We start from the raw sequence: 23,604 nt of genomic DNA, 5'->3' as shown, positions 1-23,604 counted from the left end.
TTCTCGTGCTTCACTTGCGGTCGGCCCTTCGGGCATGCCTTAACGGCAAGCACGAGTGCCGCGTCCGCCAAGGCGGGCGGCCTCGCTCGCACGCGCCGCCCCTTCTCGTCCTTCAGGCCGCTCCCGAGCCTGCACCTCGCCCGGGTTGATGACGTCCAACGCCCTTCTCGCCGCCGCCGCGATCCTCCCCTTCGCGGGCTCCGTGATCGCGGGTGCCCTGCCCAGCCATGCGCGCAATGCCGCCGCCGGGCTCGCCGGGTTCGTGACGCTGGCCAGCCTCGGCTGCATCCTCGCCCTCACGCCGCAACTGGCCGGGGGCGGCACTGTCGTCCATGCGGTCGAGTGGCTGCCGAGCCTCGGCGTCAACCTCGTCCTCCGGCTCGACGGGCTCGCCTGGCTTTTCTCGGTGCTGGTGCTCGCCATCGGCGCGCTCGTGGTGCTCTACGCGCGCTACTACATGGCCGCCGCCGACCCGGTGCCGCGGCTGTTCTCCTATTTTCTCGCCTTCGTCGGCGCGATGCTCGGCATCGTGCTCTCCGGCAACCTGATCCAGCTCGTGCTGTTCTGGGAGCTGACGAGCATCGTCTCGTTCCTGCTGATCGGCTACTGGTACGACAACGCCGCGGCACGTGACGGCGCGCGGATGTCGCTGACGATCACCGCCGCGGGCGGCCTGTGCCTGCTGGTCGGCACGATCCTGATCGGGCGCATCGTCGGCAGCTACGATCTCGACACGGTGCTGGCCTCGGGCGACACGATCCGCAACAGCCCGCTCTACCTGCCGGCCCTGGTGCTGGTTCTGGCGGGCGCGCTCACCAAGTCGGCGCAGTTCCCGTTCCATATCTGGCTGCCCCGCGCCATGGCGGCGCCGACGCCGATCAGCGCCTACCTGCACTCGGCCACCATGGTGAAGGCCGGCATCTTCCTGATGATCCGCCTGTGGCCGGTGCTGTCGGGCACGGAGCAATGGTACTGGATCGTCGGCAGCGCCGGCATGGCGACCCTGCTGGTCGGCTCGTGGAGCGCGATCTTCCAGCACGACCTGAAGGGTCTGCTCGCCTACTCGACCATCAGCCATCTCGGGCTGATCACGCTGCTGCTCGGCCTCAACTCGCCGCTCGCCGTGGTCGCGGCGATCTTCCACACCGTGAACCACGCCACCTTCAAGGCGTCGCTGTTCATGGCGGTGGGCATCATCGACCATGAGACCGGCACGCGCGACATGCGCCGCCTCTCCGGCCTGTGGCGGGCGATGCCCTACACGGGCACGCTCGCCATGGTCGCCGCCGCAGCGATGGCCGGCGTGCCGCTGCTCAACGGCTTCCTCTCGAAGGAGATGTTCCTGTCGGAGGCGGTCGACAACATGGGCGACCACCCGATCCACATCGCCCTGCCGGTTCTGGCGACGCTCGCCAGCGCCTTCACCATGCTCTACTCGCTGCGCTTCATCCGCCAGACCTTCTTCGGCCCGCCGCCGCACGACCTGCCGCACGAGCCGCACGAACCGGTGCGCTGGATGCGCATCCCGATCGAGCTGCTCGTCCTCACCTGCATCGCCATCGGCCTCGTCCCGAACCTGACCATCGGTCCGGCGCTCGAGCGTGCCGTGGGCGCGGTGTTCGGCGCGGAGGCGCCCTCCTACAGCCTCGCGATCTGGCACGGCTTCAACCTGCCGCTGGTGCTCAGCATGACCGCCCTCGTCGGCGGTGTGCTGCTCTACCTCCTGTTCGGCAAGCGCATCGACACCAATCCCCGCGGCGGTCCCTGGCTGATGGACCGGCTCGACGGCGGCCGGCTGTTCGAGCGGGCGATGACCGGCCTGACCAAGGGCGCCCGCGTCCTGGAGCAGTGGTTCGGCGCCGAGCGGCTCCAGCCGCAATTGCGCATCCTGTTCCTTGCAGCCTTGCTCGCGGCGCTCGCGGCGGGCACCGCCCGCGGGCTCGACCTGCTCGCACCGGGCCGACTCACGCCGTTCGATCCCGCCTTCGCGCTGATGTGGGTCGTCGGCGCGGCCTGCGCGGTCGGCGCGGCCGAGCGGGCGAAGTATCACCGCCTCTCGGCCACGATCTTCGTCGGCGGGGCGGGGCTCGTCAGCAGCCTGACCTTCCTCTGGCTCTCGGCGCCGGATCTCGCGGTGACGCAGATCCTCGTCGAGATCGTCACGACCGTCATGCTGCTGCTGGGCCTACGCTGGCTGCCGAAGCGCGACGCGGCGATCCCGGCGCCTCCCGCGGAGCGAGCACGGGCACGCCGCCGCCGCATCATCGACCTGTGCATCGCCGTCTTCGTCGGCCTCGGCCTAGCCGGGCTCGCCTATGCCGTGATGACCCGCCCGGCCGGCGACGGCATCGCCCGCTGGTTCGTCGAGGAGGCCTATCCGCAGGCCGGCGGGCGCAACGTGGTCAACGTGCTGCTGGTCGACTTCCGCGCCTTCGACACGCTCGGCGAGATCTCGGTGCTCGGCATCGTCGGGCTCACGGTGTTCGCCCTGCTGCGCCGCTTCCGCCCGGCGCCCGACAGCCTGGAGCGGCCGAAGCAGCAGCACCACCACGACGCCTACGACCGCGCCCGCGAGGGCCGCAAGCCCGGCGACACCGCCGCCGACGCGCTGCTCGTGCCGCGGGTGGTGATGACGTGGCTGTTCCCCTTCATCATCCTCCTGTCGCTGCACCTGTTCCTGCGCGGGCACGACCTGCCCGGCGGCGGCTTCGCAGCGGGCATCGCGCTCACCATCGCCTTCATCCTGCAATACATGGCCTGCGGCGCGCAGTGGGTCGAGGAGCGGCTGCGGATCCAGCCGATCGCCTGGATCGGCCTCGGCCTGCTGATCGCGGCGGGTGCCGGCGCGGCCTCGTGGGTGTTCGGGCGGCCCTTCCTCACCGCCTACTTCGCCTATTGGAAGCTGCCGTTCATCGGCAAGGTGCCGGCGGCGAGCGCCCTGGTGTTCGATCTCGGCATCATGGTGCTGGTGGTCGGCGCGAGCGCCCTGATGCTGGTGGCGCTCGCCCACCAGTCGCTGCGCCGCACCCGCAGCGCGGAGGCGGAAGCCGAACGGGCCGCCGAGGAGACGGCGTAATGGAAATCGTGCTGTCGGCGGGAATCGGCATCCTGGCCGCGTCCGGCGTATGGCTGATGCTGCGTCCGCGCACCTTTCAGGTGGCGCTCGGGCTGTCGCTGCTGAGCTACGCCGTCAACCTGTTCATCTTCGCCATGGGCCGGCTCACCGTCGGCGCGCCGCCGGTGCTCAAGACCGGGCCGGAAACCGTCTCGGTCGACGATCCGGTGCCGCAGGCGCTGGTGCTCACCGCGCTGGTCATCAGCTTCGCCCTGACCGCCCTGTTCCTCGTCGTGCTGCTCGCCGCCCGCGGCGTCACCGGCAACGACCACGTCGACGGCCGCGAACCGCACCACGCCGAACCGAGCCCGGAGAACCCGCACCCATGACCGCGCCCCTCCTCAGCGGACCCGGCGCGGTCCTGTGGTCCGACCATCTCATCGTCCTGCCGATCGTGCTGCCGATCGCGGTGGCCGGCGCGATGTTCCTGATGGACGAGCGGCGCCACCGCCTGAAATCGGTGCTCAGCCTCGCCACGGTGCTGGCGATGCTCGCCACCGCCCTCGTCCTCGTCACCCGCGTCACCGAGGCGCCGGAGGTCTACCGCCTCGGCAATTGGGCGGCACCCTACGGCATCGTGCTGGTGGCCGACCGGCTCTCGGCGATGATGCTGACGCTGGCCGGCGTGCTGGGGCTTTCCGCCCTGGTCTTCTCCTTCGCCCGCTGGGGCCGGGCCGGGCCGCGCTTCCACGGCCTGTTCCTGCTGCTGCTGATGGGGGTGAACGGCGCCTTCCTCACCGGCGACGTGTTCAACCTGTTCGTGTTCTTCGAGGTGATGCTGGCCGCCTCCTACGGGCTCGTGCTGCACGGCTCGGGCGAGACGCGGATCCGGGCCGGGCTCGGCTACATCGCCGTCAACCTCGTCGCCTCGCTGTTCTTCCTCGTCGGCGTGAGCCTGATCTACGGCACGATGGGCACGCTCAACATGGCCGATCTCGCCCGGCGACTCGCGAGTCCGCCCGCGGAAGCCGGCCTGTTCGAGGTCGGCTGCGCCGTGCTCGGCATCGCCTTTCTGATCAAGTGCAGCGCTTGGCCCCTCGGCTTCTGGCTACCGACCACCTACGCCGCGGCGACCGCTCCGGCAGCGGCGATCCTGGCGATCCTCAGCAAGGTCGGCGTCTACGTCGTGATCCGCCTCAGCCTGCTGCTGTTCGGTGCCGGCTCCTCGGAAGGGTTCGGCCAGAGCTGGATCCTCGCCACGGGGCTCGCGACGATCGCCTTCGGCACGATCGGCATCCTCGCCGCGCGCGAACTGACGAGGGCAGCGGGCTACGCGGTGATGATCTCCTCGGGCACCGTGCTGGCCGCGCTCGGCACCGGCAGCGACGGGGCGCTTTCGGGCGCGCTCTACTACCTCGTCGGCTCGACCTTCGCCGCCGCCGCCCTGTTCCTGCTGGCCGAGATCCTTCAGCGCAGCCGCGACCCGGCGGACGTGGCGCAGCCCGTCTTCGCCGACGAGTACCGCGATCCCTTCGACGATGCCGGCGCCACCGAGATCGGCCGGGCGATCCCCGCCACGGTGGCGATCCTCGGTGGCGGCTTCCTCGTCTGCACGCTGATGCTCGCCGGCATTCCCCCGCTCGCCGGCTTCGTCGGCAAGCTGGCGATGTTCTCCGGCCTCGCCTCCGGCACGATGAGCGCCGCGGCGTGGTGGCTGATCGCCGTGCTCACGCTGTCGAGCCTCGGCACCCTGATTCCCCTGGTCCGGCTCGGCATCTTCAGCCTCTGGGTACCCCACGACGACCCGCAGCCCGTGCTGCGCTCACCGGAACTGGCGAGCCTCAGCGTGCTGCTCGCGGCCTGCGTGGCGCTCGCCCTCTGGGCCGGGCCGGCGCTGGCCTATACCGAGGCCACCGTGCGCTGGCTGTCGCAGCCGCAGGATTACGTCCGCGCCGTGCTCGATGCCGGTGTCGGCAAAGGTGCCAGTAAAGCCACCGGCAAGGGCGCTGGCAGCGGCGCGGCGGGAGCGGGATCATGAGCCTCTTGCTACCCCATCCCTTCCTCTCCGCCGGCCTCACGCTGATGTGGCTGGTGCTGAATGCGCCGCCGAGCCCCGGCAACATCGTGCTGGCGCTCCTCATCGGACTGATCGTGCCGGCGGTGATGCGGGCGCTGCGCCCTGCGCCGGTGCGGGTGCGCCGCCCCGGTCTCGCCGTCCGGCTGCTGTTCACCGTCCTCTACGACATGCTGCGCTCGAACATCGACGTGGCCAGGATCATCCTCGGCCTGTACCCCGGCGAGCGGCGCACCGGCTTCGTCTCGATTCCCCTCGACATGAAGACGCCGTTCGGCCTGTCGGTGCTCTCGATCATCCTGACCGCCACGCCCGGCACCCTCTGGGTCCAGTACGACACCCATACCGGGCGCCTGCTGATGCACCTTCTCGACGGCACCGACAGCGAGGGCTGGGTCCGCCGCGTCAAGGACCGCTACGAGCGCCCGCTGATGGAGATCTTTGCGTGAGCACCGCCACCGTCCTCGATTGGGGCCTCGGCCTTGCCCAAGGCATGCTGGTGCTGGCCATGGCGCTGGCCGCGTGGCGGATGCTGCGCGGCCCCCGCGCCCAGGACCGCATCCTCGGCCTCGACACCCTCTATCTCAACGGCATGCTGGCGATCGTCGTCCACGGCATGCGCACCGGCAGCGGGCTGTATTTCGAGGCCGCGCTGATCCTCGGCATGATCGGCTTCACCGCCACCGTCGCGCTGGCCAAGTTCCTGATGCAGGGCGAGGTGATCCAGTGAACGGCCCCGACCTGCCCGTCTGGGCAGCCTGGATCGTCGTGATCCTGGCGCTCGGCGGCGCCGGCTTCGCGCTGACCGGTGCGCTCGGGCTGATCCGCCTGAAGACCTTCTACGAGCGCGTCCACGCCCCGACGCTCGGCGCGACGTTGGGCGCCTTCCTGATCCTCACCGGCTCGATGCTGCTGCTGTCTCTGGTCGAGGGCCACATCGTCCTGCGCGACGCGCTGATCGGCCTGTTCATCACCCTCACCACGCCGGTGACGATGCTGCTGCTCTCCCGCGCCGCCGCCCACCGCGACCGCACCGAGAAGAATCCGGGCGCGCCGCCGGAGCCGTGATTGTTGAAGCCGTGAGTTTTGGGATCGAGGGTCGACGCTCGGCCTCGCGCCTCAAAGCCGGCCACCACCTTTCGGGATGATGCCCGAATCCAAAACGGCCTACGACCCATCGTTCGCCAGGAGTCGACCGCTTTTACACGGACGCGTTTCTTCGCATTCCGTCGACCAACGCGCCTGCTTTGCCCCCTATCGCCACGAAGGTGACTCCCTCCGCCTCCAGGGCATGCCGGATCGCCTCGCGGGTCCGCAGCCGCACGGTTCCTACATCTTCCTCCAAGCGCCGGACACTCGCGACCGACACACCGGCCGCGGCGGCCAGTTCCTCGGCGGACCAGTTCAACATCGCGCGCGCCCCTCGCACGAGCGCTCCGGTCAGTTCCGGCGGCGTTGGAGCCGCCGCCAGCGGTTCGCAGCCCTCGCTGTCCGTCATCCTCCGCATGATCCCGATCCATTCCCGTACCGAGCCGTCGGGATTGTGGAGTGGCGTGGCGTAGCTGTTGAAGCGGCCGGTCACGCCGTCGGCACACAGGACGCGGTGCGCCACCTCGTAGGGCGTGGCGCGCTCCACCGCAGCGCGCCACGCCGCCTCGACATGCGCCCGGTCCTCGGGATGCACGGCGGCCAGCCAGCCATCGCCCTGCATCTCCGGCCCCGACTGCCCGGTCAGCGCTTGCCATGTCGAACTCGGCCGTACCCGTCCGTTCGGCGATGTCGTCCAGACCACGGCCGCGATGGCATGCACCAGACCGCGATAGCGCGCCGTGCTCTGCTCGGCGAGCAGGCGGGCTTCGTGCGGCCCGGTCACGTCGAAGGCCGTGCCCTCGGCCCGTGCAGGCTGGTGGTCGGCATCGAGCACGATCTGTGCCTTGATCGCGATCCAGCGCACGGTCCGATCGGGACGCACGATCCGGACCGTGTGATCGATGGCCCGGCCATTGTAGAGGATATCGATCAGTTCGCCGTGCACCTCCCGGTCGTCGGGATGAATGAGACCGTCCAGCAGGCCGAGCGGGCTCTCGTCCTGCGACAGGCCCGTGATGTGCGCGAGGCCTGCCGATCCTCTCATCTCGCCGGTTCGCACGTCGAGCGACCAGACACCGATCTGGCCGCTCGCTTCGAGGAGCTTCAGGAGCTGGTAGGAGGATCCGCGGCGAGTCGGCATCGCCGGTTTTGGCCATGAACGCCGCCGGAGTGCAACGCCAGGCATCCCAAAAGCGTACAAAACACGCCTCTGCGCCGGATCACAGAGGGGCTCAGGTCCTCAAAAGATCGCTTTGATCGCTTTGTTCCGCCGGACGGATATCGAACCTCGATGCTGCACTCACGGATTCGAAATCAATACAGGCAATGATGGCCCATCGGACGTAGATTGACAAAACCGAGGGACAGCCATGAATCTCCTGGCGAATGCAAGAATCTCACTGAAGATCGCAGTTCCACTCGTCATCATCGGCATCGTGTCGGCCAGCATCGTGTACTATGCACAGCACACATTCTCGATGCTGAGCAACCAGACGGGCAGCATCGTCGACGTCGAGGCTAAGCGGCTCGAGAGTGTCCTCAACATCCGCATCAGCGTCACCGAGGCGACGGTCCAGAACCGCAATATCGCCAACGAGACCAGCGAAGCCAAACTCGCGACCTACAAGGCCCGGTACGAGGCGGCCAAGGCAGGCACCTACCGGGCGATCGACACGTTGATGGACCTCGCCAACACGCCCGAACGAACGGCTGCGAACCGGGAGATCCAAACGCTCGTTGAGACCTATTACGGCATCGTCGATCGCTCGAACGCGGCCGGCCTCCGCAACGACAACGCGGGCGCGACAGCAATCGCTCAGGTTGAAGCGTCGCCCGTCCGTGCGAAGGTCCGCGAGATCGTGCAATCTCGGCTCGAGGTCCTGACCCGGGAACTCACCCAGGCCAAGACGAACGCGCAGGCAAGGGCCGCGCAGGCCACCACGATCCTCATCACCGCCGCGGTCGCGGGCCTGCTCGCCACCCTCGGCCTCGCCCTGGCGATCGTCGTGTTCGGCCTGACGCGCCCGCTCGCGAACCTCGTCTCCGTCCTCGCGCGCATGGAGCGGGGCGAGATCGACGCGCAGATCAAGGAGGCCGAGCGGGGCGACGAGATCGGGATGGTGGGCCGTGCAGTCGAGGGCATCAAGGCGATGGTCGCCCGCAAGGCCGCCGAGGAGGCGGAGGTCAAGCAACGTGCCGATGCGGCCGCCGCGGCCGAGCGCCGCCGCACGATGGTCGAACTCGCCGACGGCTTCGAGCAGGCGGTGGGCGGGATCGTCGGCCAGGTCTCCTCGGCGGCTACCGAGTTGCAGGCGACCGCCCAGCAGATGACGGGCACCGCCGGCGAAACCGCCGCGCAATCCTCCACCGTGGCGGCCGCCGCCGAGGAGGCGGCCTCGAATGTCGGCACCGTGGCCAGCGCGGCCGAGGAACTCGGCGCCTCGGTGCAGGAGATCGGTCGGCAGGTGCAGAGTTCGGCAGCGCTCGCCCAGCGCGCCATGGACGACGCGAGCCGCACCGCCCACCTCGTCCAGGAACTCAACGGCGCGGTCACCCGCATCGGCGACGTGGTCGGGTTGATTTCCAACATCGCCAACCAGACCAACCTGCTGGCGCTCAACGCCACCATCGAGGCGGCGCGCGCCGGCGAGGCGGGCCGCGGCTTCGCGGTGGTCGCCACCGAGGTCAAGGAACTGGCCAGCCAGACGGCGCGGGCGACCGACGAGATCGCCGAGCAGATCGGGCGGGTGCAGGGGGCGACCGGCGACGCGGTGACAGCGATCGGCGGCATCACGGGCCAGATCCGTGAGATCAACACGGTGGCCGCGGCGATCGCGGCGGCGGTGGAGGAGCAGGGTGCGGCGACCCAGGAGATCGTGCGCAACGTGGCGCAGGCCTCGACCGGCACCAACGCGGTGACAGCCAACATCGCGGGCGTCGCCCGGGCCTCGGAGGATACCGGAGCCGCCGCATCCCAGGTGCTGGCCTCCAGTTCCGAGCTGGCGCGCCAGTCCGAGCACCTCACCGCCGAGGTGAGCCGCTTCCTCAGCACCGTCCGGGCTGCCTGACGCGATGGCCGAGATCCACATTCTGCCGATCGACCTCGATGCGGCCGCGTTGGACCGGAGCTATGAAGCGCTGAAGCAGCGCTTCGAGGCCGGCGATGACCTCGGCGACCGCCGCCATCACATTCGGACGCTTCAGGCGGCGCTGGCGGCTTCCCACCAAAGTCTGGCGCTGCAGATCGAGGCTCTCCGTGCCCTGCCACCCATGCCGGCTCTGGAAACGGAGTTCCTGCATCGATCACTCGACACTCTGGCAGGTGCTCTGGCGACCTGTGCCGCCGTGATCGATGTGCAACGTCCGAATCAGCAGCCAAACCCGGTGCGATCGGCATGATCGTGAGCCGTATCCGACCTGATTGCATCAGGCCGTCGTCTCCAGGGTCCTTGTTGTGACGTGCATTCCGACGAACCGGTTGCCGCTTCGTCGGAATGCGCTCGAGACGGGGCACGAGAATACGCCGCGCGGCCTCCGCCTCGAGACGTCCTGCCCCTGCATCATCGCTTCGAGTAGCGGTCGAGCCTTCCGCTTCTCGCCGCGTCCGCACGCGGTGGGGCGTGAACTCGAAGACCTGAAAGGATCGGGGCCGGCGCCGCATGACCCGTCAGGTCGACGGGGAGGTGAACCGAGCCGTTCGCCACCGGCGTGACGATCCGGCCTCTGCCGCAGCGCCGTCGCCCGCTCCCCACCCTCAGCCGCCCCTCGCCGACAACGGACGGCCGCCCCAGGATCCGTCCGCGGCCGCCTTCACCCCCGCAGCCGCGCCACCGCCAGCTTGCGCACACGGCTCGCGTAGAACGAGACGAATCCGCGCTGGGCGTGGTCGCCGGGGGTGCGCAGGACGAGACCTGGATCGACCAGCATGCGCCGGCCGGTGGCGGCGGCGACGCGGCGGTTGAAGGTGAGGTGCTCGCAGCGCGCGTAAGCCTCGTCTCGGTAGGAGCCGAGGCGGTAATCGGCGCCGCGATAGAGCGTCAGCCCGTTGAAGGCCGAGAGGCAGGTGGTCTCGCGCTCGCGCGTCAGCGCGCTCTGGGCCGGATAGATCGTGCCGGAGAAGAAGCGGTAGTAGCCGAGCGCGCCGCGGCGGTGGCGGGCGATGTCGTCGAGGAGGTGCTCGTAGCTCACCGTTTCGTCCTCGTAGGCGAGCAGGTCGTAGTAGTGCGGGCGCGAGGCCGCCGAGACCGCGAACAAGCCCGGCCGTTCCAGCTTTTCCAGCGCCGCCAGCACCGCCGCCGCCTCGGGCGGGCGTGCCATGACATTGTCGATGTCGGCGACGCAGACGAAGGCCGGCGCCGGGCCCTGCGCGTCCAGGACCTGCTTCAGGTGCTCGCGCCCGAGCGCCATCCGCGCGAGCCGGCCGCGCGTCTCGGCCATGAATCCGGTGGGGACGTGACGCAGCTCGCCCCGCGCTTGCGCCGCCGCGAGCAAGGCCCCGGTGCCGTCGCGGGAATCATTCTCGCCGACGAAGGCGCGGCACGCGAGTCCCGTCGCCCGCAGCGAGGCTAGGAAGTGCAGGAAGGCCGGCAGGGTGGCGGCACAGTTGCGTGCCAGCGCCAGCACGGCGAGGTCGGGGCCCGTCTCGTCCACCGCAGGGCTCATCGAGTGGTTCATCGCGCCGCTTCCTTCGGGGTCTTCGGTGGGATCTCGGGCGGCGCGACGCGTCCCGCGCTCCGGCAGGTGCAGGCCGGCTGAACCGCGATCTCGCGCTGCGGATCGAGCGGGAGCGTCCGGTTGAGGGTCCAGAGCGTGCCGCGGCAATTCTTCCCATCCCACCAAGGGTTGGCCCTTCCGGTGCGGGCGCGCCAATCGACGCTGTTGCCGCTCACCGTCACCGTGCTGCAGGGCTCCGCGTACTGGTTCCAGACCGAGATGCCGACATTGGTGAAGGGTTGCGGCCGGGCGATCACCACGTTGCCGGTGATCGTCATGTGCGTGCCGCTCGCCACCGCGATCCCGTACTGGCCGGGATCGATCAGCAGGTTGTCACGGGCCTCCAGATAGGCGCCACCGCCATCGCCGAGCATGATGCCGCCGCCGGACTGGCTCGGGCCGCCCCCGACGAGACGGTTGCGCTCGACCAGGATCGGCGCGCCCGGCTCGCCGCGCGACTGGAACAGGCTGATCGCGTCCTCGGGCACGCCGCGACCGGGCTCGTTCTCGCCGATGTTGCAGGCGATGCCGTTGCCGGGCCCCGTGACCTTGTCGAACTGCACGAACTGACCGGCGGGAATCGGCCCGCGCACGTTGCGCACGCTGTTGCAGCCGACCGCGACGCCCGTGGAGGAAAGGGCGCGGATGCCCGACAGCGCGTTCTCGATCCGGTTCTCCTCGATGCGAACGCCCTCGCTTCCCTCGACATAGATGCCGACATTCCCGGTGTCGCGGATCGTGACGTTCCGGATCGTGACGTTGCGTCCGTGCTCGACCCGCACGCCCTCACCGCCGCAGGGGCCGATGTCGAGATTCTCGATCGTCCGGTCGACAGCCTCGCGCAGGACGAGGCAGGGGCCGGACGGGTTGCTGAGGGTCCGTCGCACCGCCTTCGCGCCTGTCTCTTCCGCACGGGCGGGGGCCGTGGGCCAGGGGGCGAGGAGCACGAGCGCGGCGAGCGCAGCCAAGGAGGCTCCGCGCCACCGTTTTGCCCGGACCGGCGTGTCGGGCGGGAGGGGAGCGGCCTGCGCCCGGAAGATCATCGCGGCGCCGATGCCGATGCCGATCAGCGTCCAGAAGGGCACCGCCAGCATCGGCCCCTCTAGGGCGACGTCGAAGCTCGCATCGATGATGATCGAGGCGACGTAGCAGGCGATGAACAGGAAGAAGCCCTCCCATCGCCGCGCGCCGAGCCGCCGCGCCTGCCAGAAGGCGGCGAACATCGCCCCCATCCAGACCGCGCAGGTCACGAGCCACAGGGCGAGACCCGGCACGCCGGCGCGGGCGAGATAGGTCATGTGGATGCTGTGCGGGCTGCGCAGGGTCGGCCCGCCGTTTTCGAGCCCGACCACGTAGCCGTCGGTCTCGGCAAGGTTCGGACCGAACCCCTTGCCGGTCCAGAAATAGGGGCCGTGTACGGTGTAGCCGACGATGGTGTTCCACCAGCGCAAGCGCCACTGCTTGGTGTCGTCGAGATTGCCGCCGCTGCTCGGGGCGACGATGCTGACGATGTTGTTCACCACCGCCGCGGCACTTACGGGCCGGTCGCTGTTGGGCAGTTCCACTTCGACATCAAGGGCGGCGGCCGCGCCGAGCAGGCCGGCGCCGAGGATCAGCGTCGCCGCGAGCCGCTTCCACTGGCCGATCGCCACGAGAGCGAGGCAGACCGGCACCGCGATCGCCAGCATGGAGCCGCGGTTCTGCGCGGCGGCCAGCACCGCGCCGAGGCCGACGAAGGCGACCCAGCTCGGCCCGACCCGAACGAGACCGACGAGCGCCAGGACGACGGCGCCGGTCAGGTGGGTCGAGAGCTCGCCTGCCCGTGCCGCGAAGAACGGCACGTCGCCGAGGATGAACGCGATGATCGCCATGGGAATGGCGTAGCGCGCGAGCCAGCGGAACATCCGCAGCAGTGTACCGAGCCGCCGCGGATCATCGAGCAGAAGGGCGATCAGGAGGAAGGCGTAGCCGCCATAGAGCGCGACCGCGCCGTCGCGCAGGGCATCGACCCGGTATTCGCGCAGACCCGCGAGCGTCCGCAGCAGCACCCAGCCCATCAGCGCGGCGACGCAGAGCGCGGGCGGGGTGGCGAGCCCGGCGGCGAGGTTGAGGCCCGTGCGCGTCCGGAACACGGCAAGCAGCCCCAGCAGGAACAGCAGCTCGCCGGCATAGAGGGGCGGCAGGCCGAGATAGGCGAAGCTCTTGCCGAAGATCATGTATCCGGCGAACGCGATGCCGAGCGCGGCCAGGAACAGGTCCGGCAGCCGGCTCTCCCGCGGCAGAGCGTGGACGGTCGTCGTCGTCGCCATCAGCACTCGCCTGTCGAAAGCCGCCCATCGGCCGCCGCTCGCCGGCCGGTTCGCCGGGAGTTGTTGCAAGAGGACGTCTTGCGGGGAGAAGTCTCGCGGGCAGGGCGCCTCCTGACAATCGAGCCCGGCAGCGCATCGGGAGCGGGCCGGCCCGTACTTCCGACGTACCCCGAAGGATCGAGGAATCAGGGCCGCCTCTCCCGATGTCCGCGTGGTGCGCCCGCCCGCCTCGTCTAGGCTCGCCGCGCCATCCTTCCGGCCGCCTTTCCCTCACCCGGACCCCGCATGCCTGCCCTCCCGCGCGACTTCCGTGCCCTGGCCGGCGCCTGCCGATCGGCTGCCGGGCGAGCGGCGATCGGGAGAGGGGCCGCCGGTCCGGTGCTCTCGGTGGCCGACCAGGCGCTGGTGAGCGCCTGCAACTTCGCCACCACCATCGTGCTGGCGCACGCCCTCGGCCTGGAGGCCTTCGGCCTGTTCTCGACAGCCTGGATCGCAGTGCTGCTCACCATCAGCCTGCAGCTCGGCCTCGTCGTCTGCCCGATGATCAGCATCGGGCCGGGCCTGCCCGGCGAGGCGGGGCATGCCTATTACGCCATCGTCCTCGTCCACGAGGCCGCCTTCCTGCTGCTCGCCGGCAGCGCCGTCGCGATCGGACTCGCGCTCACCCTCGGCGACCCGGCGCTCGCGCTTGCGGCGGGGATGGCCTGCGCCGCCCACCTCGCCCAGGACTTTTCCCGCCGCTACCTGTTCGCCCGCGGCCGTCCATCGGTGGTGCTCGGGATCGATGCGCTCAATCAGGGGATCAAGCTCGCGCTGCTGGTGCTGCTCGCCCGCAGCGGAATGCTGTCGCCAGCCCGCGCTCTGGAGGTCGTCGCCGCCTCGGCCGTCCTGTCCTGCCTGTGCGCGGTCCCGTTCCGTGGGCGGCTGGCGTGGCGGGCCGGCGAATTCGGCGCCGCGAGCCGGCGGCAATGGCATTCCGGCCGCTGGCTGGTGCTGACCGGGCTGATGCAGTGGCTGAACGGATATGCCGGCCTGCTGATCGCCGGCGCTCTGCTCGGTGTGACGCTGATCGGCGTGCTGCGGGCGGCCCAGAGCATCCTCGGCGTGCTCAACCTGATTCGCGATGCCCTGGAGAACATCGTTCCGCCGATCGCCGGCCGGGCATTGGCCGCGCGCGGCCTCGACGGGTTGCGGCCGGTGATCGGCGTCACCGCCGCCATCGGTTTTGCCGGGGGTTTGAGCTTCACCGGATTGCTGGCGCTGACCGGGTCGAGCCTGCTCGCGGCCGCCTTCGGGCCCGAGATGGCCGCCTATGCCTGGGTGGTGGCCTGGTACTCCCTGCTGTTCCCGGTCTCGCTCGTCTCTTTCGCGCAGATCTGCGCCTTCCGCGCCCTGGAGCGGACCGGCGCGGTCTTCGCCGCCACGGCGGCGGCGGCAGCCCTCAACCTCGCCCTGGTCTACCCGGCGGTGCGCGGGTTCGGAATCGAGGGCCTGCTCGCCGTGGCGATCACGGCGGAGGTGCTGGTCTGCCTCGTCCTGGCCGCCCTGCTGCGGCGCGCGCTGAAAGCCGCTCCGACGCCGCTCGGCCGGCTCCAGCCCGCCTGACCGACAGGTTTCTCGGGGTAGACCGGCAGAGTTGCAGCGGAACGCCCGCTCCTCGGCGACCAGAGCTTCATTCCGGCTTCGACGACGAGCATTTGCGCTTTCGAGAGACGGTGACGATCGCTGATCGACTTCTCTCGATCCGTCTTCGCCCGAGCTGCCTGTCGAAACAAACTGCTCAAGAGCGCTTCACACGACTCTCGGGCGCCGACCGTTCTCGTCCTGGCGAGGAGAGCGCTGCGGCAGGCTTCGCGAGAGACACGCGATCGACCATCACCCCAGAAGAACCGTCTCGAAACGGCAATGGCCCGCTGGCATCGATTTCGCTGCCTCCCGTGCGCGTCCCAGCGCGGGACGGGGCAACGGGGCCGCCGATGGATGGGGTGAAGCACGCCTTGGTCGATGTGCCGCCCGCGGGGAAGACGGAGCCGACCAGCGGATCGAGATCCGCGGTCTCAGCGTGGAGGAGGGCGCCTCCGTTCTCGTGCTGCGGCGGCTGCGGAATGGATGTCCCACCCGCCCCGCCCGCCTGTCTCGGCGCCCGAAAACCATTCGACGCCGCTGTGCGAGCGCCTCGACCGAGCCACCGGCCCGGATCGGCCGGGTCACGGGGTCGCGCACGGCCCCGCCGGCCCGAATGAAGCCGTAAACCAAGATTCCCAAGACTCCACCGGCTCCCGGCGCGGATCGGATCGACACGGAGCGCGATCGGCTTACTCCCCGTCCGGCCGGACCGAGAAGACCACCGGAGGAGCCTTTTGAGGAAACATTCCATGGAACCGCCGGAATGCTGAACCTCCTCTTGGTCGTCGCCGTGGTGGTCTGGTTCGCGCTGCTCTATCCGCTGGTGCGCCACCGCCTGCAGACCCGGATGGGACCGCTGGATGGTCCCATCGCCGTTCCGTTCGCGCTGATGTCGATCTTCGCGCTGCTGCCACTCGTGTTCACCGTCCCGCGGGAGGACGGGAACGCCGTGCTGGATCAAGGGCTCACCGCCTCCAACATCGCCCTCGTCGTCATGACCGGCCTGGCCGGGCTCTATCTCGTTGCCCGCATCGCGGTCGACCGGCGCGTGCTGCTGGTGGCCTTCTCGATGCCGTACCTTCCGTTCACGCTGATGATCGTCGTGAACGGCATCAGCACCGCATGGTCGGTCGTACCGAGCTACACCGCCTACCGCACGCTCGAACTGGCGATCTTCACCCTCCTCTCGATCCTGATCTTCGACCGCAGCGACATCGAGCGGCGTCTGGCCAACCTCTTCGCGCTGTTCACCTGTCTTTGGCTGGTCGCGACCTTGCCGATTATCCTCGAAAACCTCGCGCACGGGATCGTCTTCTCGTCGGCCAAGCACAACCTGATGCCCTATCTGTGCGCCGCGCACGCCTTCCTCGTCATCTTCGACGACCGCATCCGGCACCGGGGCGCCCATCTCGCGCTCGCCCTGGCCGGCTTCGTCATCGCCGGTTCGGCCGCGAGCACCGCCTCGCTCATCGCGGTGGTGCCCGGCCTGATGGTGGCGTCACGCCACCGCCGCCTGCGCCTCCTCGGCTACACCGCCTTCACCGTCTATCTCGTCCTGTTCGTCGTGCTGATGGTCGGCCTCTCCGCCTTCCCCGGCTTGCTCGAGGTGGTGTCGGTGGTGCTGCAGAAGCCGCCGGAGGAACTCGCCGACGCCACCGGCCGCGGCACCTTCTGGCCGGTCTTCATCGAGGCGACCAAGGACCGCTTCGTGGGTGCCGGCTACGCGGCCGGCGACCGCTTCATCCAGCTCCTGATCCCGACCACGGCGCTGGCCGAGACGCTGGCGCGGGACGCGGTGTTCATCTCGAGTTCGCACAACATGCTGCTGAGCGCCTGGGCCGGTACCGGCCTGGTCGGGATCGGCCTGTGCGCGATGGTGCTGGGAGCCGCGCTCCGCTGGGGGATGAAGCTCGACCGCGCCGGGCGCCGCCTGATCGCCACCTGCGTGTTCTTCCTGATCCTCAACGGCATGACCACGCCGGGCATCTTCCAGGACTGGAACATCAACGTCCTGACCTTCGTGGCCCTGCTGGCCTATGCCCGCATCGGCGCCCTGCACCGTGAGCCGGCGGGTGCGGCCGCGCCGGCACCCGAGGCCGCCCCTCTCGATCTTCGCCGGGCTGCTGCCGCATGACCTCCGCTTCGCGCCCTCATGGCGCGCATCTTGAAGCATGAGCCCTGACTCGACACTCGGCCCGCGACCGGTGTCCCGAACCAGGACGGATCATCTTCGAATGGTCCGCTCCGGGACGGAGGCTGCGGACCGGATCGATCCCTGCGGGCCGGTTTCGCCCGCATCCGCCCTTTGGTCGAAAGTCCTGCGATGACGATGGTCGAGCGGATGCCTTCGCGATTGTTCGTCGACGCCGAGCCGGGCAAGCCCGACGCGACGCCGGAACCCTGGTTCCTCGATCCGCGGGAGATCGGGCGGGCTTTGCGCGCGCGCTGGGCGCTCGTGCTGGCGCCGGCGGTCCTGCTCGTCGTGGCGGCGGTGGCGTGGCTCGCCCTGGTGCCGCCGCTCTACGCCGCCGTGACGCAGATCCTGATCGACCCGCGCGGGCTCCAAGTGGTCAAGGACGGCGTGACACCCGCGGATCAGGCGAGCGACGCGAGCTTGCTCCTCGTGGACAGCCAGCTCCGCGTCCTCGTCTCCGACGACGTGCTGCGGCAGGTGGTGAGCCGCTTTAAGCTCGATCAGGACCCGGACTTCGTTCGTCCCTCTTCGCTGCTGGATCGGCTCAAGGGGAGCCTGTCCGCGCTGATCGGTGTCGCCGGCGGTCCCTCGGACGACGGGCTCACGGCCCTGCGCACCCTGCGTGAGCGCACCGCGGCGCGCCGCCTGGAGCGCAGCTTCGTGGTCGAACTCGCCGTCACCACCGATGCGCGCCAGAAATCCGCCGATCTCGCCCGGGCGATCGCCGAGACCTACCTCGCGACCGTCTCGCAGGCGCAGGCACAGGTGACGCGCAAGGCCGGCGATTCGGTGGCAGGCCGGCTCGGCGAGTTGCAGGACGACCTGCGCGCGGCCGAGGACAAGGCGCAGAAGTTCCGCGCGGCCAACAACCTCGTCGGGACCCGCGGCCAGCTCGTCAGCGAACAGGCGTTGACCCAGCTCAACCAGCAGCTCGGCGCCGCCCGCGCCCGAGCCGGCGAGCTGCGCGGCCGTCTTGCCCAGATCGAGGCGGTCGCCAACGGGCGGGCCGACCTCAACTCGGTGACCGAGATCGTCCAGTCCACGACCATCGCGCAGCTGCGCTCGCAGCTTGCCCAGATCGAGGCGGCACGGGCCGACACGGTCTCCCAGCTCGGGCCGCGCCACCCGACCCTGCGCACCGGCGAGTTGCAGGTCCAGACCCTGCGCAACGACATCAACGCCGAGATCCGGCGCATCGCTGCGGCCACCCGCAACGACTACCGCTCGGCGCTCGCCAACGAGGCGTCGCTCGCCGCCACCCTGGAGAGCCGCAAGAAGGAGGCTCTGTCCGTCGACAGGAGCTTCGTGCGCCTGCGCGAGCTGGAGCGGCAGGTCGAGGCGAGCCGCGCGGTCTACGAGGCCTTCCTCGTCCGCGCCCGCGAGCTTCAGGAGCAGCAGCGCCTCGACACCTCGACCTCGCGCATCATCTCGCCGGCCTCGCTGCCGGAGCGCCGGCTCGGCCCTCCGATCCCGGTGATCTTCGCCGCGGCGGCGGCGGCCGGTCTCGGCCTCGGCGTCGCGCTCGCCCTCCTCGCCGTTCCCGCCGCGGGACGGATCGGCTCGCGCCGCCGGCTCCAGCAGATCGCGGGGGTCCCGGTCATCGCCGCCCTGCCGGCCCAGGCGCGAGCCAGGACGCAGGGCAGGGGCACCGGGGCGCTGCGGGCCGACACCGCCTACGACCTGGCCGTGGCCCGCCTCGGCAGCCGACTCCAGCGCGATTTCGGCGCCGCACGTCCGACGCTCGTCCTCGTCACTTCCGCCGACGACCGGGCCGGCAAGTCGGAGCTGGCGCGCAGCCTCGCCGCCTCGGCTGCCCTCGACGGCCAGCGCGTGCTTCTTGTCGATGCCGATCCGGAGGCGATGATCTCGCGCGATCTACGGGCAACGGCCAAACGCGGCGTCGCCGAGGCGCTGCGCACGCAATCGGGGCTCGGCGACGCGCTGGTGGACGGCCCGACCGGGGTCAAGATCCTGCCCTTCGACGACGCGGCCCTGAGCCTCGGCACCGCGGCCTATACCGGCGCGCTCCTGGCAACGGCGGCGTCCTTCAACACGGTCTTCGTGGATATCGGGCTGATCGGCACCGACATTGCCGCCGAGCGTCTCGCCCAGGACCAGCGCTTCCCCGCCCTGTTGCTTACGGCGAGCGCCAAGAGCAGCGCCGTCCGCCGGCTGCAGCGGGCCCTCGACGCCACCGGCCGCGACCGGCGGGTACAGCTCGTGATCACCGACGCGGAGGCCGAGGCGTGAGCCCTGAGCCGCACCGGACGGTGGCGGCGTTCCGCGCGGCCCTGTTCGCCGGTGTGCTCGTCCTCGGCTCGGCCGCGCCGGGCCGGGCCGGCGAGACGAAGGCGCCCGTGGTTCTGCAGGTCGCGCCCACGGGAGCAGCCGGAACGGGCCGGAAGGACCGCTTCGCCGATCTGCCGCAGGCCCTGGCCCGCGCGGCGGCCCTGCGACGGCAGGGGGAGGCACGCGCGATCGTCGTGGAGCTGGAGCCCGGCACGCATCGGATTACCGCGCCCGTACGGATCGGCCCCGAACATTCCGGTACAGCCGGGGCGTCGCTGACCCTGCGCGGCGCGGCCGACGGATCAAGCCGGCTCGTCGGCAGCGTACCCCTGGTCCCTGCCACGTTGCCGCCGCGCCTGCGCGAGCGACTGCCCGCGGTCGCGCGCGAGAGGGTGCGGGCCTACCGCCTGCCCGAGGCTCTGCGCCGGGAGCCGGCCTTCCGCGCGCCGCGTCTTCTGCGCGAGACGCATCCGCGGGTCACCGAGATCTTCGATGCGGGGGGGGCCCTGCGCCCGGCGCAATGGCCGAATCCGGGCCCTGATCCCGGGCCGAACACCGGGTGGACGACAGTGGCCGGCGTCGCGGCCGGCGGCCTGGACTTCACTCTAAGGGACGTGCCGGGCCTGCCAGACCTGTCGCAGGAGCGCGACCTGTGGGTGGAGGGCTTCTGGCGCTGGGACTGGCTTCTGGAGACGATCCACGTCGCGCAGGTCGATCAGCGCCGCCGCCGGCTCGAACTCGACGTCCCGCCCTACGAGGGCATCCGCGAGGGGGCGCGGATGCGGGTGGTCCATGCGCTGGGCGCCCTCGACGAGGCCGGCGAGTGGTGGCGCGAGAGCGAGAGCGGCCTGCTTCTCGCTTGGCCCTCTGCCGGCGCGGCTGAACTGGAAGCGAGCCTCGCGGAGACGCTGATTCGGGCGGAGGGCGCCCGCCACCTGCGCATCGAGCGTCTCAGACTGGAGCGCGCCCGCGGTGACCTGTTCGTCGCGCGAGGCGGGGAAGATATCGAGATCCGGGCGAGCGCGCTGGCCTGGGCAGCGGGCCGCGCGGCGGTGTTCGAAGGCGTCGCCGGAGGTGGCGTCTCTGGTAGCGCCATTCACGACATCGGCGCGAGCGCGGTCCGCCTCGTCGGCGGCGACCGCGCCTCCTTGCGGCCGGGCGGCCTGTTCGTGCGCGATTCCCGCTTCACCCGCTTCTCGCGGCTGGCCCAGACCCAGAGTTCGGCGATCGAACTCGACGGCGTCGGCGCGGAGGCGAGTGGGAACCTCATCACCGACGCGATCGGCTACGCGGTCTACCTACGCGGCAACGATCACGTTGTCCGCCGCAACGAAGTGGCTTGGCTCATCCACGGCCTGAGCGACACCGGTGCGATCTATGCCGGCCGCGACTTCACCGCCCGCGGCTCGATCATTGAGGACAACTACGTCCACGACATCCGCACCGTGCCGGGGATGGAGGTGAAGGGCGTCTACCTCGACGACATGGCGAGCGGTTTCACCATCCGGCGCAACCTGTTCGTCGATGTCCAGCAGCCGGTCTTCATCGGCGGCGGCAGCGACAACATCGTCACGCGCAACGTCTTCGTCGCATCGAGCCCGATCGTGGCCCTCGATGCGCGGGGCCTCACCTGGATGAAGCCGGCGCTGAACGAGCCCGATTCGGAGTTCCGCACCGCGTTTGCCGCGATGCCGCTCGACTCGCCGCCCTGGCGGATGCGCTATCCAAGGCTTTCGCAGGCGCTGTCCGACGAGCCGGGTGTCGCCCGCAACAACCAGATCGTCGACAACGTCGCCATCGCCAGCGACGGGCTCGCCCTCACCGACATGGCGGATGCGAGCCGGCAGATCATCCTGTTCAACACCCGCCTCGATGGCCCGCCCCCGCCATCCGGCGACCTCGATGCGCTGGTCCGCTTCGCCGCCGCACGCGGTGTGACGCTCGGGCTCGATCCGCGGGCCCTGCGGCGCGATGGGTTGCCGGCCTCGCCGTTCACGGATGCGCGCCGCTGACAGACTTCCGCGCGCCTGCCTCACGCCGTTTCCGGCGGATCGGCTCAGTTCAGCGATCCGTCTTTCCGAGGCGCGGAAGTGAGATGAGCCGATACCGAGGAAGCCGGTCGAAAGGAGCTCAAGCCACCTTGGACGGTGCTTCGGTCAGAATGGAAAACTCGTTGACGATGGCCTCGTGGACCTGCTTCAGCCAGTCCTCGGCGATGCGTGCGCGCTCCTCGGCGGCCTCCGCCCGCTCCTCCGCGGCGCGGATGCGCTGCTCGGCCTGGGCCTGCACGGTGGCCGCCTTGGTCTCGGCGGTCCGGACCCGTTCGCTGGCGAGCTTGATGTCCTCGCGAACGCGCTCCAGCAGTTCGTGCACCCGTTGCTCCTGCTCCTGAGCCTGCGCTTCGACCTCGCGGGTCCGGTGAGCCGCCGCCCGCACACGATCGATCAGGTTCGCCCAGTCCTGCGAAGACGAGGGCGCCGCGACCGGAACCGATACGCCCGCATCGGTATCCGTCTGAACGAGGCGCAGAATGCTCGTCAGGCTATCGGCCGGTTTCGAAAGATCTTGAGATAGGGTGGCCATATTTTGAGACTCGGAGCGATCAAAATCAATCGGACGCTCCCACCGCATCTTCTTGATAATATCCATTTTGAAAAGCTTCCAGCGAGACATGGAGGCGCAGCGGATACATGCGGGCTAGGTATGATCCGCAAAAACACAATCGTTCAGGATATTCAGCCGAAGCAAGTCAATTTTTTAAGGATAAAATAGCCACGTTTGCCTTCCAGCAAAATGTTGTAAAAATATCACAAATCTGATCTATGCTTGTTTCTGCAAATTAGAAGATCCTAGCTCAATACCTCGACTATTAGTGTGCAAATTCGTCTCATCGCAAGGCTCAGACCCTTCCCTCTATTGCCATCGAGCCCGCCGCCTCAACTATCTGCGTCCTCGAGTGCAGATTTTTTGCGCCGGCTATCTTGATCACCGATCGAAAACTGCTTCTTCAGCCAATGCGGTGGCGACCGGATTCGCATCCCGCAGACAGCATCCGCATCGTCATCCGGTTCTGCCCGCAAGGAACGGTTCGAGGGCATCGATATAGCCCGTCACGGCCGCTTCCGCCGTGAAGTGCGGGAGGGCGCGCTCCGCCGCGCGCCGCAGCCCCTGGCGGCGGCCGTCGTCATCGAGGAGTTGCAGGGTCGCCGCGATCCAATCCGCCACGATCATCGGCCGCACCGCGCCGCAGCCATGGGCTTCGAGCAGGCCGCTTGCCGCGCCGGAATGGGGCGAGGCCAGCACCGGCGTGCCGCTCTGGAGCGCCTCCTGCACCACGATCCCCCACACGTCGCCGCGGCTCGGGAACAGGAAGAGCCGCGCCGAGGCGTAGACCTCGGGCAACGCCTCCTGACCGAGGAATCCGTCGAACCGGGCGGAGAGGCCGGCCTGGACGAAGCGCGCCTCCATCTCGGGCCGCAACGGCCCGTCGCCCGCGACCCGGACCGACAGGGGCCGGCCGCGCTCGCGGCAGCCGAGCACCACGTCGGTGAAGAAGCGAGCGCCCTTCACCTCCTCGTTCAGCATGCCGCAGAACAGGAGGTCGTAGGGCCGGGCCGAATCCGGCGGCGGCGGGGCGGGCGGCGTCCAGGCCGGAAAGAGCGGACTGAGGACGAAGCGTTCGGGTGGCAGCCCGTAGCGGGCCAGCACGGCACCGCTGCCCGCGCTCGGCCCGATCCCGGCGGCGGCCCCGGACACGATGGCGCGGCGCAGCCAGCGATGCGGGGCGGAACCCTGGCCGGGATCGGTCTCGGGCACGCCGTCGGTGCGGATCAGGGTCGGGATGCGCCGCAGGCGCGCGGCGGCGGCCGCCATCAGCATGGTCGGCGAGAAATCGTTGAGGACCAGGGCCGCCGGCCGGAGCGCGGTGAGCCGCGGCACCACCGCCGGATTGACGTAGAGGTTGCGGATCGAGGAGCGGTGCCAGCGCAGGCCCGGCAGCACTGTGTGCCGGTAGTGGAGCGGCGGCGGCATCACCCATTGCCGCGCACGCTCACGCGGCGTGCAGGACAGGACATGCAGGGCCCGACCGTCCCGATCGGCCAGACGCTCCGCCAGACGCTCGTAGAGCACGTGGGTGTAGGGCGCGAGCGCCCCGGTCACGACGACGACCGGGGGCGGACCGGGCGCATCGGAGACGATGTCGGACGGCCTGGCACCGGCTTGCATGGGCGGGGACCTCGGGTCGGGCGCTGCG

17 protein-coding genes are annotated in these 23,604 nt (G+C 69.9%); 12 read left to right on the top strand and 5 right to left on the bottom strand.

Going from position 1 to position 23,604, the window contains the following annotated elements; all coding sequences use genetic code 11:
- Nucleotides 1-148: 148 nt before the first annotated feature.
- Genes LPC10_RS23445 through mnhG form a run of 6 tightly spaced genes read left to right on the top strand, consistent with a single transcriptional unit; the run spans nt 149 to nt 6,197 of the window.
- Nucleotides 149-3,076, top strand: coding sequence for a monovalent cation/H+ antiporter subunit A (locus LPC10_RS23445; RefSeq protein WP_231344638.1), 2,928 nt, complete (start codon nt 149-151; stop codon nt 3,074-3,076).
- A complete protein-coding gene (locus LPC10_RS23440; RefSeq protein ID WP_231344637.1) occupies nt 3,076-3,444 on the top strand; it encodes a Na+/H+ antiporter subunit C in 369 nt (122 codons plus the stop codon). Before LPC10_RS23445 ends, LPC10_RS23440 begins: the two co-directional genes overlap by 1 nt.
- A complete protein-coding gene (locus LPC10_RS23435; RefSeq protein ID WP_231344636.1) occupies nt 3,441-5,093 on the top strand; it encodes a monovalent cation/H+ antiporter subunit D in 1,653 nt (550 codons plus the stop codon). The genes LPC10_RS23440 and LPC10_RS23435 overlap by 4 nt, the downstream gene beginning before the upstream one ends.
- Nucleotides 5,090-5,578, top strand: a complete 489-nt coding sequence (locus tag LPC10_RS23430) for a Na+/H+ antiporter subunit E (protein WP_231344635.1) — start codon at nt 5,090-5,092, stop codon at nt 5,576-5,578. The genes LPC10_RS23435 and LPC10_RS23430 overlap by 4 nt, the downstream gene beginning before the upstream one ends.
- Nucleotides 5,575-5,859: a K+/H+ antiporter subunit F gene (locus LPC10_RS23425; protein ID WP_108942379.1), complete on the top strand. Its 285-nt coding sequence runs from the start codon at nt 5,575-5,577 to the stop codon at nt 5,857-5,859. The genes LPC10_RS23430 and LPC10_RS23425 overlap by 4 nt, the downstream gene beginning before the upstream one ends.
- Nucleotides 5,856-6,197, top strand: a complete 342-nt coding sequence (gene mnhG / locus LPC10_RS23420) for a monovalent cation/H(+) antiporter subunit G (protein WP_231344634.1) — start codon at nt 5,856-5,858, stop codon at nt 6,195-6,197. The genes LPC10_RS23425 and mnhG overlap by 4 nt, the downstream gene beginning before the upstream one ends.
- A gap of 133 nt (nt 6,198-6,330) precedes the next feature.
- Here mnhG and LPC10_RS23415 read toward each other — a convergent pair whose 3' ends face one another.
- Nucleotides 6,331-7,359, bottom strand: coding sequence for a PAS domain-containing protein (locus LPC10_RS23415; protein WP_231344633.1), 1,029 nt, complete (start codon nt 7,357-7,359; stop codon nt 6,331-6,333).
- Nucleotides 7,360-7,588: 229 nt separating this feature from the next.
- Here LPC10_RS23415 and LPC10_RS23410 point away from each other — a divergent pair, with 229 nt between their 5' ends.
- Nucleotides 7,589-9,286: a methyl-accepting chemotaxis protein gene (locus LPC10_RS23410; RefSeq protein WP_231344632.1), complete on the top strand. Its 1,698-nt coding sequence runs from the start codon at nt 7,589-7,591 to the stop codon at nt 9,284-9,286.
- 4 nt (nt 9,287-9,290) lie between these two features.
- Nucleotides 9,291-9,617, top strand: a complete 327-nt coding sequence (locus LPC10_RS23405) for a hypothetical protein (RefSeq protein WP_231344631.1) — start codon at nt 9,291-9,293, stop codon at nt 9,615-9,617.
- A gap of 411 nt (nt 9,618-10,028) precedes the next feature.
- Here the strand turns inward: LPC10_RS23405 and LPC10_RS23400 are convergent, their stop codons facing one another.
- Together LPC10_RS23400 and LPC10_RS23395 are read right to left on the bottom strand one after the other, a co-directional pair.
- Complete coding sequence (locus LPC10_RS23400) at nt 10,029-10,892, bottom strand: glycosyltransferase family 2 protein (RefSeq protein WP_231344630.1); 864 nt, start codon at nt 10,890-10,892, stop codon at nt 10,029-10,031.
- Nucleotides 10,889-13,240: a right-handed parallel beta-helix repeat-containing protein gene (locus LPC10_RS23395; protein WP_231344629.1), complete on the bottom strand. Its 2,352-nt coding sequence runs from the start codon at nt 13,238-13,240 to the stop codon at nt 10,889-10,891. Before LPC10_RS23395 ends, LPC10_RS23400 begins: the two co-directional genes overlap by 4 nt.
- Before the next feature lie 285 nt (nt 13,241-13,525).
- Between LPC10_RS23395 and LPC10_RS23390 the strand changes: the two genes are divergently transcribed.
- The 4 genes from LPC10_RS23390 (at nt 13,526) to LPC10_RS23375 (ending at nt 21,361) form a co-directional block, all read left to right on the top strand.
- Nucleotides 13,526-14,845 (top strand): lipopolysaccharide biosynthesis protein, encoded by a 1,320-nt coding sequence (locus tag LPC10_RS23390; RefSeq protein ID WP_231344628.1) that lies wholly within the window; start codon nt 13,526-13,528, stop codon nt 14,843-14,845.
- Nucleotides 14,846-15,629: 784 nt separating this feature from the next.
- On the top strand, nt 15,630-17,000 hold the full coding sequence (locus LPC10_RS23385) for an O-antigen ligase (protein ID WP_231344627.1): 1,371 nt from the start codon (nt 15,630-15,632) through the stop codon (nt 16,998-17,000).
- Between the two features lie 207 nt (nt 17,001-17,207).
- Nucleotides 17,208-19,310 carry an exopolysaccharide transport family protein gene (locus tag LPC10_RS23380; RefSeq protein WP_231344626.1) on the top strand — a complete coding sequence of 701 codons (2,103 nt, stop codon included), beginning with the start codon at nt 17,208-17,210 and terminating at the stop codon, nt 19,308-19,310.
- A complete protein-coding gene (locus LPC10_RS23375; protein ID WP_231344625.1) occupies nt 19,307-21,361 on the top strand; it encodes a right-handed parallel beta-helix repeat-containing protein in 2,055 nt (684 codons plus the stop codon). Before LPC10_RS23380 ends, LPC10_RS23375 begins: the two co-directional genes overlap by 4 nt.
- 118 nt (nt 21,362-21,479) lie before the next feature.
- Here LPC10_RS23375 and LPC10_RS23370 read toward each other — a convergent pair whose 3' ends face one another.
- Complete coding sequence (locus tag LPC10_RS23370) at nt 21,480-21,998, bottom strand: hypothetical protein (RefSeq protein WP_370644745.1); 519 nt, start codon at nt 21,996-21,998, stop codon at nt 21,480-21,482.
- Between the two features lie 411 nt (nt 21,999-22,409).
- On the bottom strand, nt 22,410-23,576 hold the full coding sequence (locus LPC10_RS23365) for a glycosyltransferase family 4 protein (RefSeq protein WP_231344623.1): 1,167 nt from the start codon (nt 23,574-23,576) through the stop codon (nt 22,410-22,412).
- Nucleotides 23,577-23,604: the final 28 nt, after the last annotated feature.

This window comes from Methylorubrum sp. B1-46, from assembly GCF_021117295.1.
Classification (GTDB): Bacteria; Pseudomonadota; Alphaproteobacteria; order Rhizobiales; family Beijerinckiaceae; genus Methylobacterium.
Note: the sequence above shows the minus strand (reverse complement) of the source record. Positions and strands in the feature narration are given on the sequence as shown.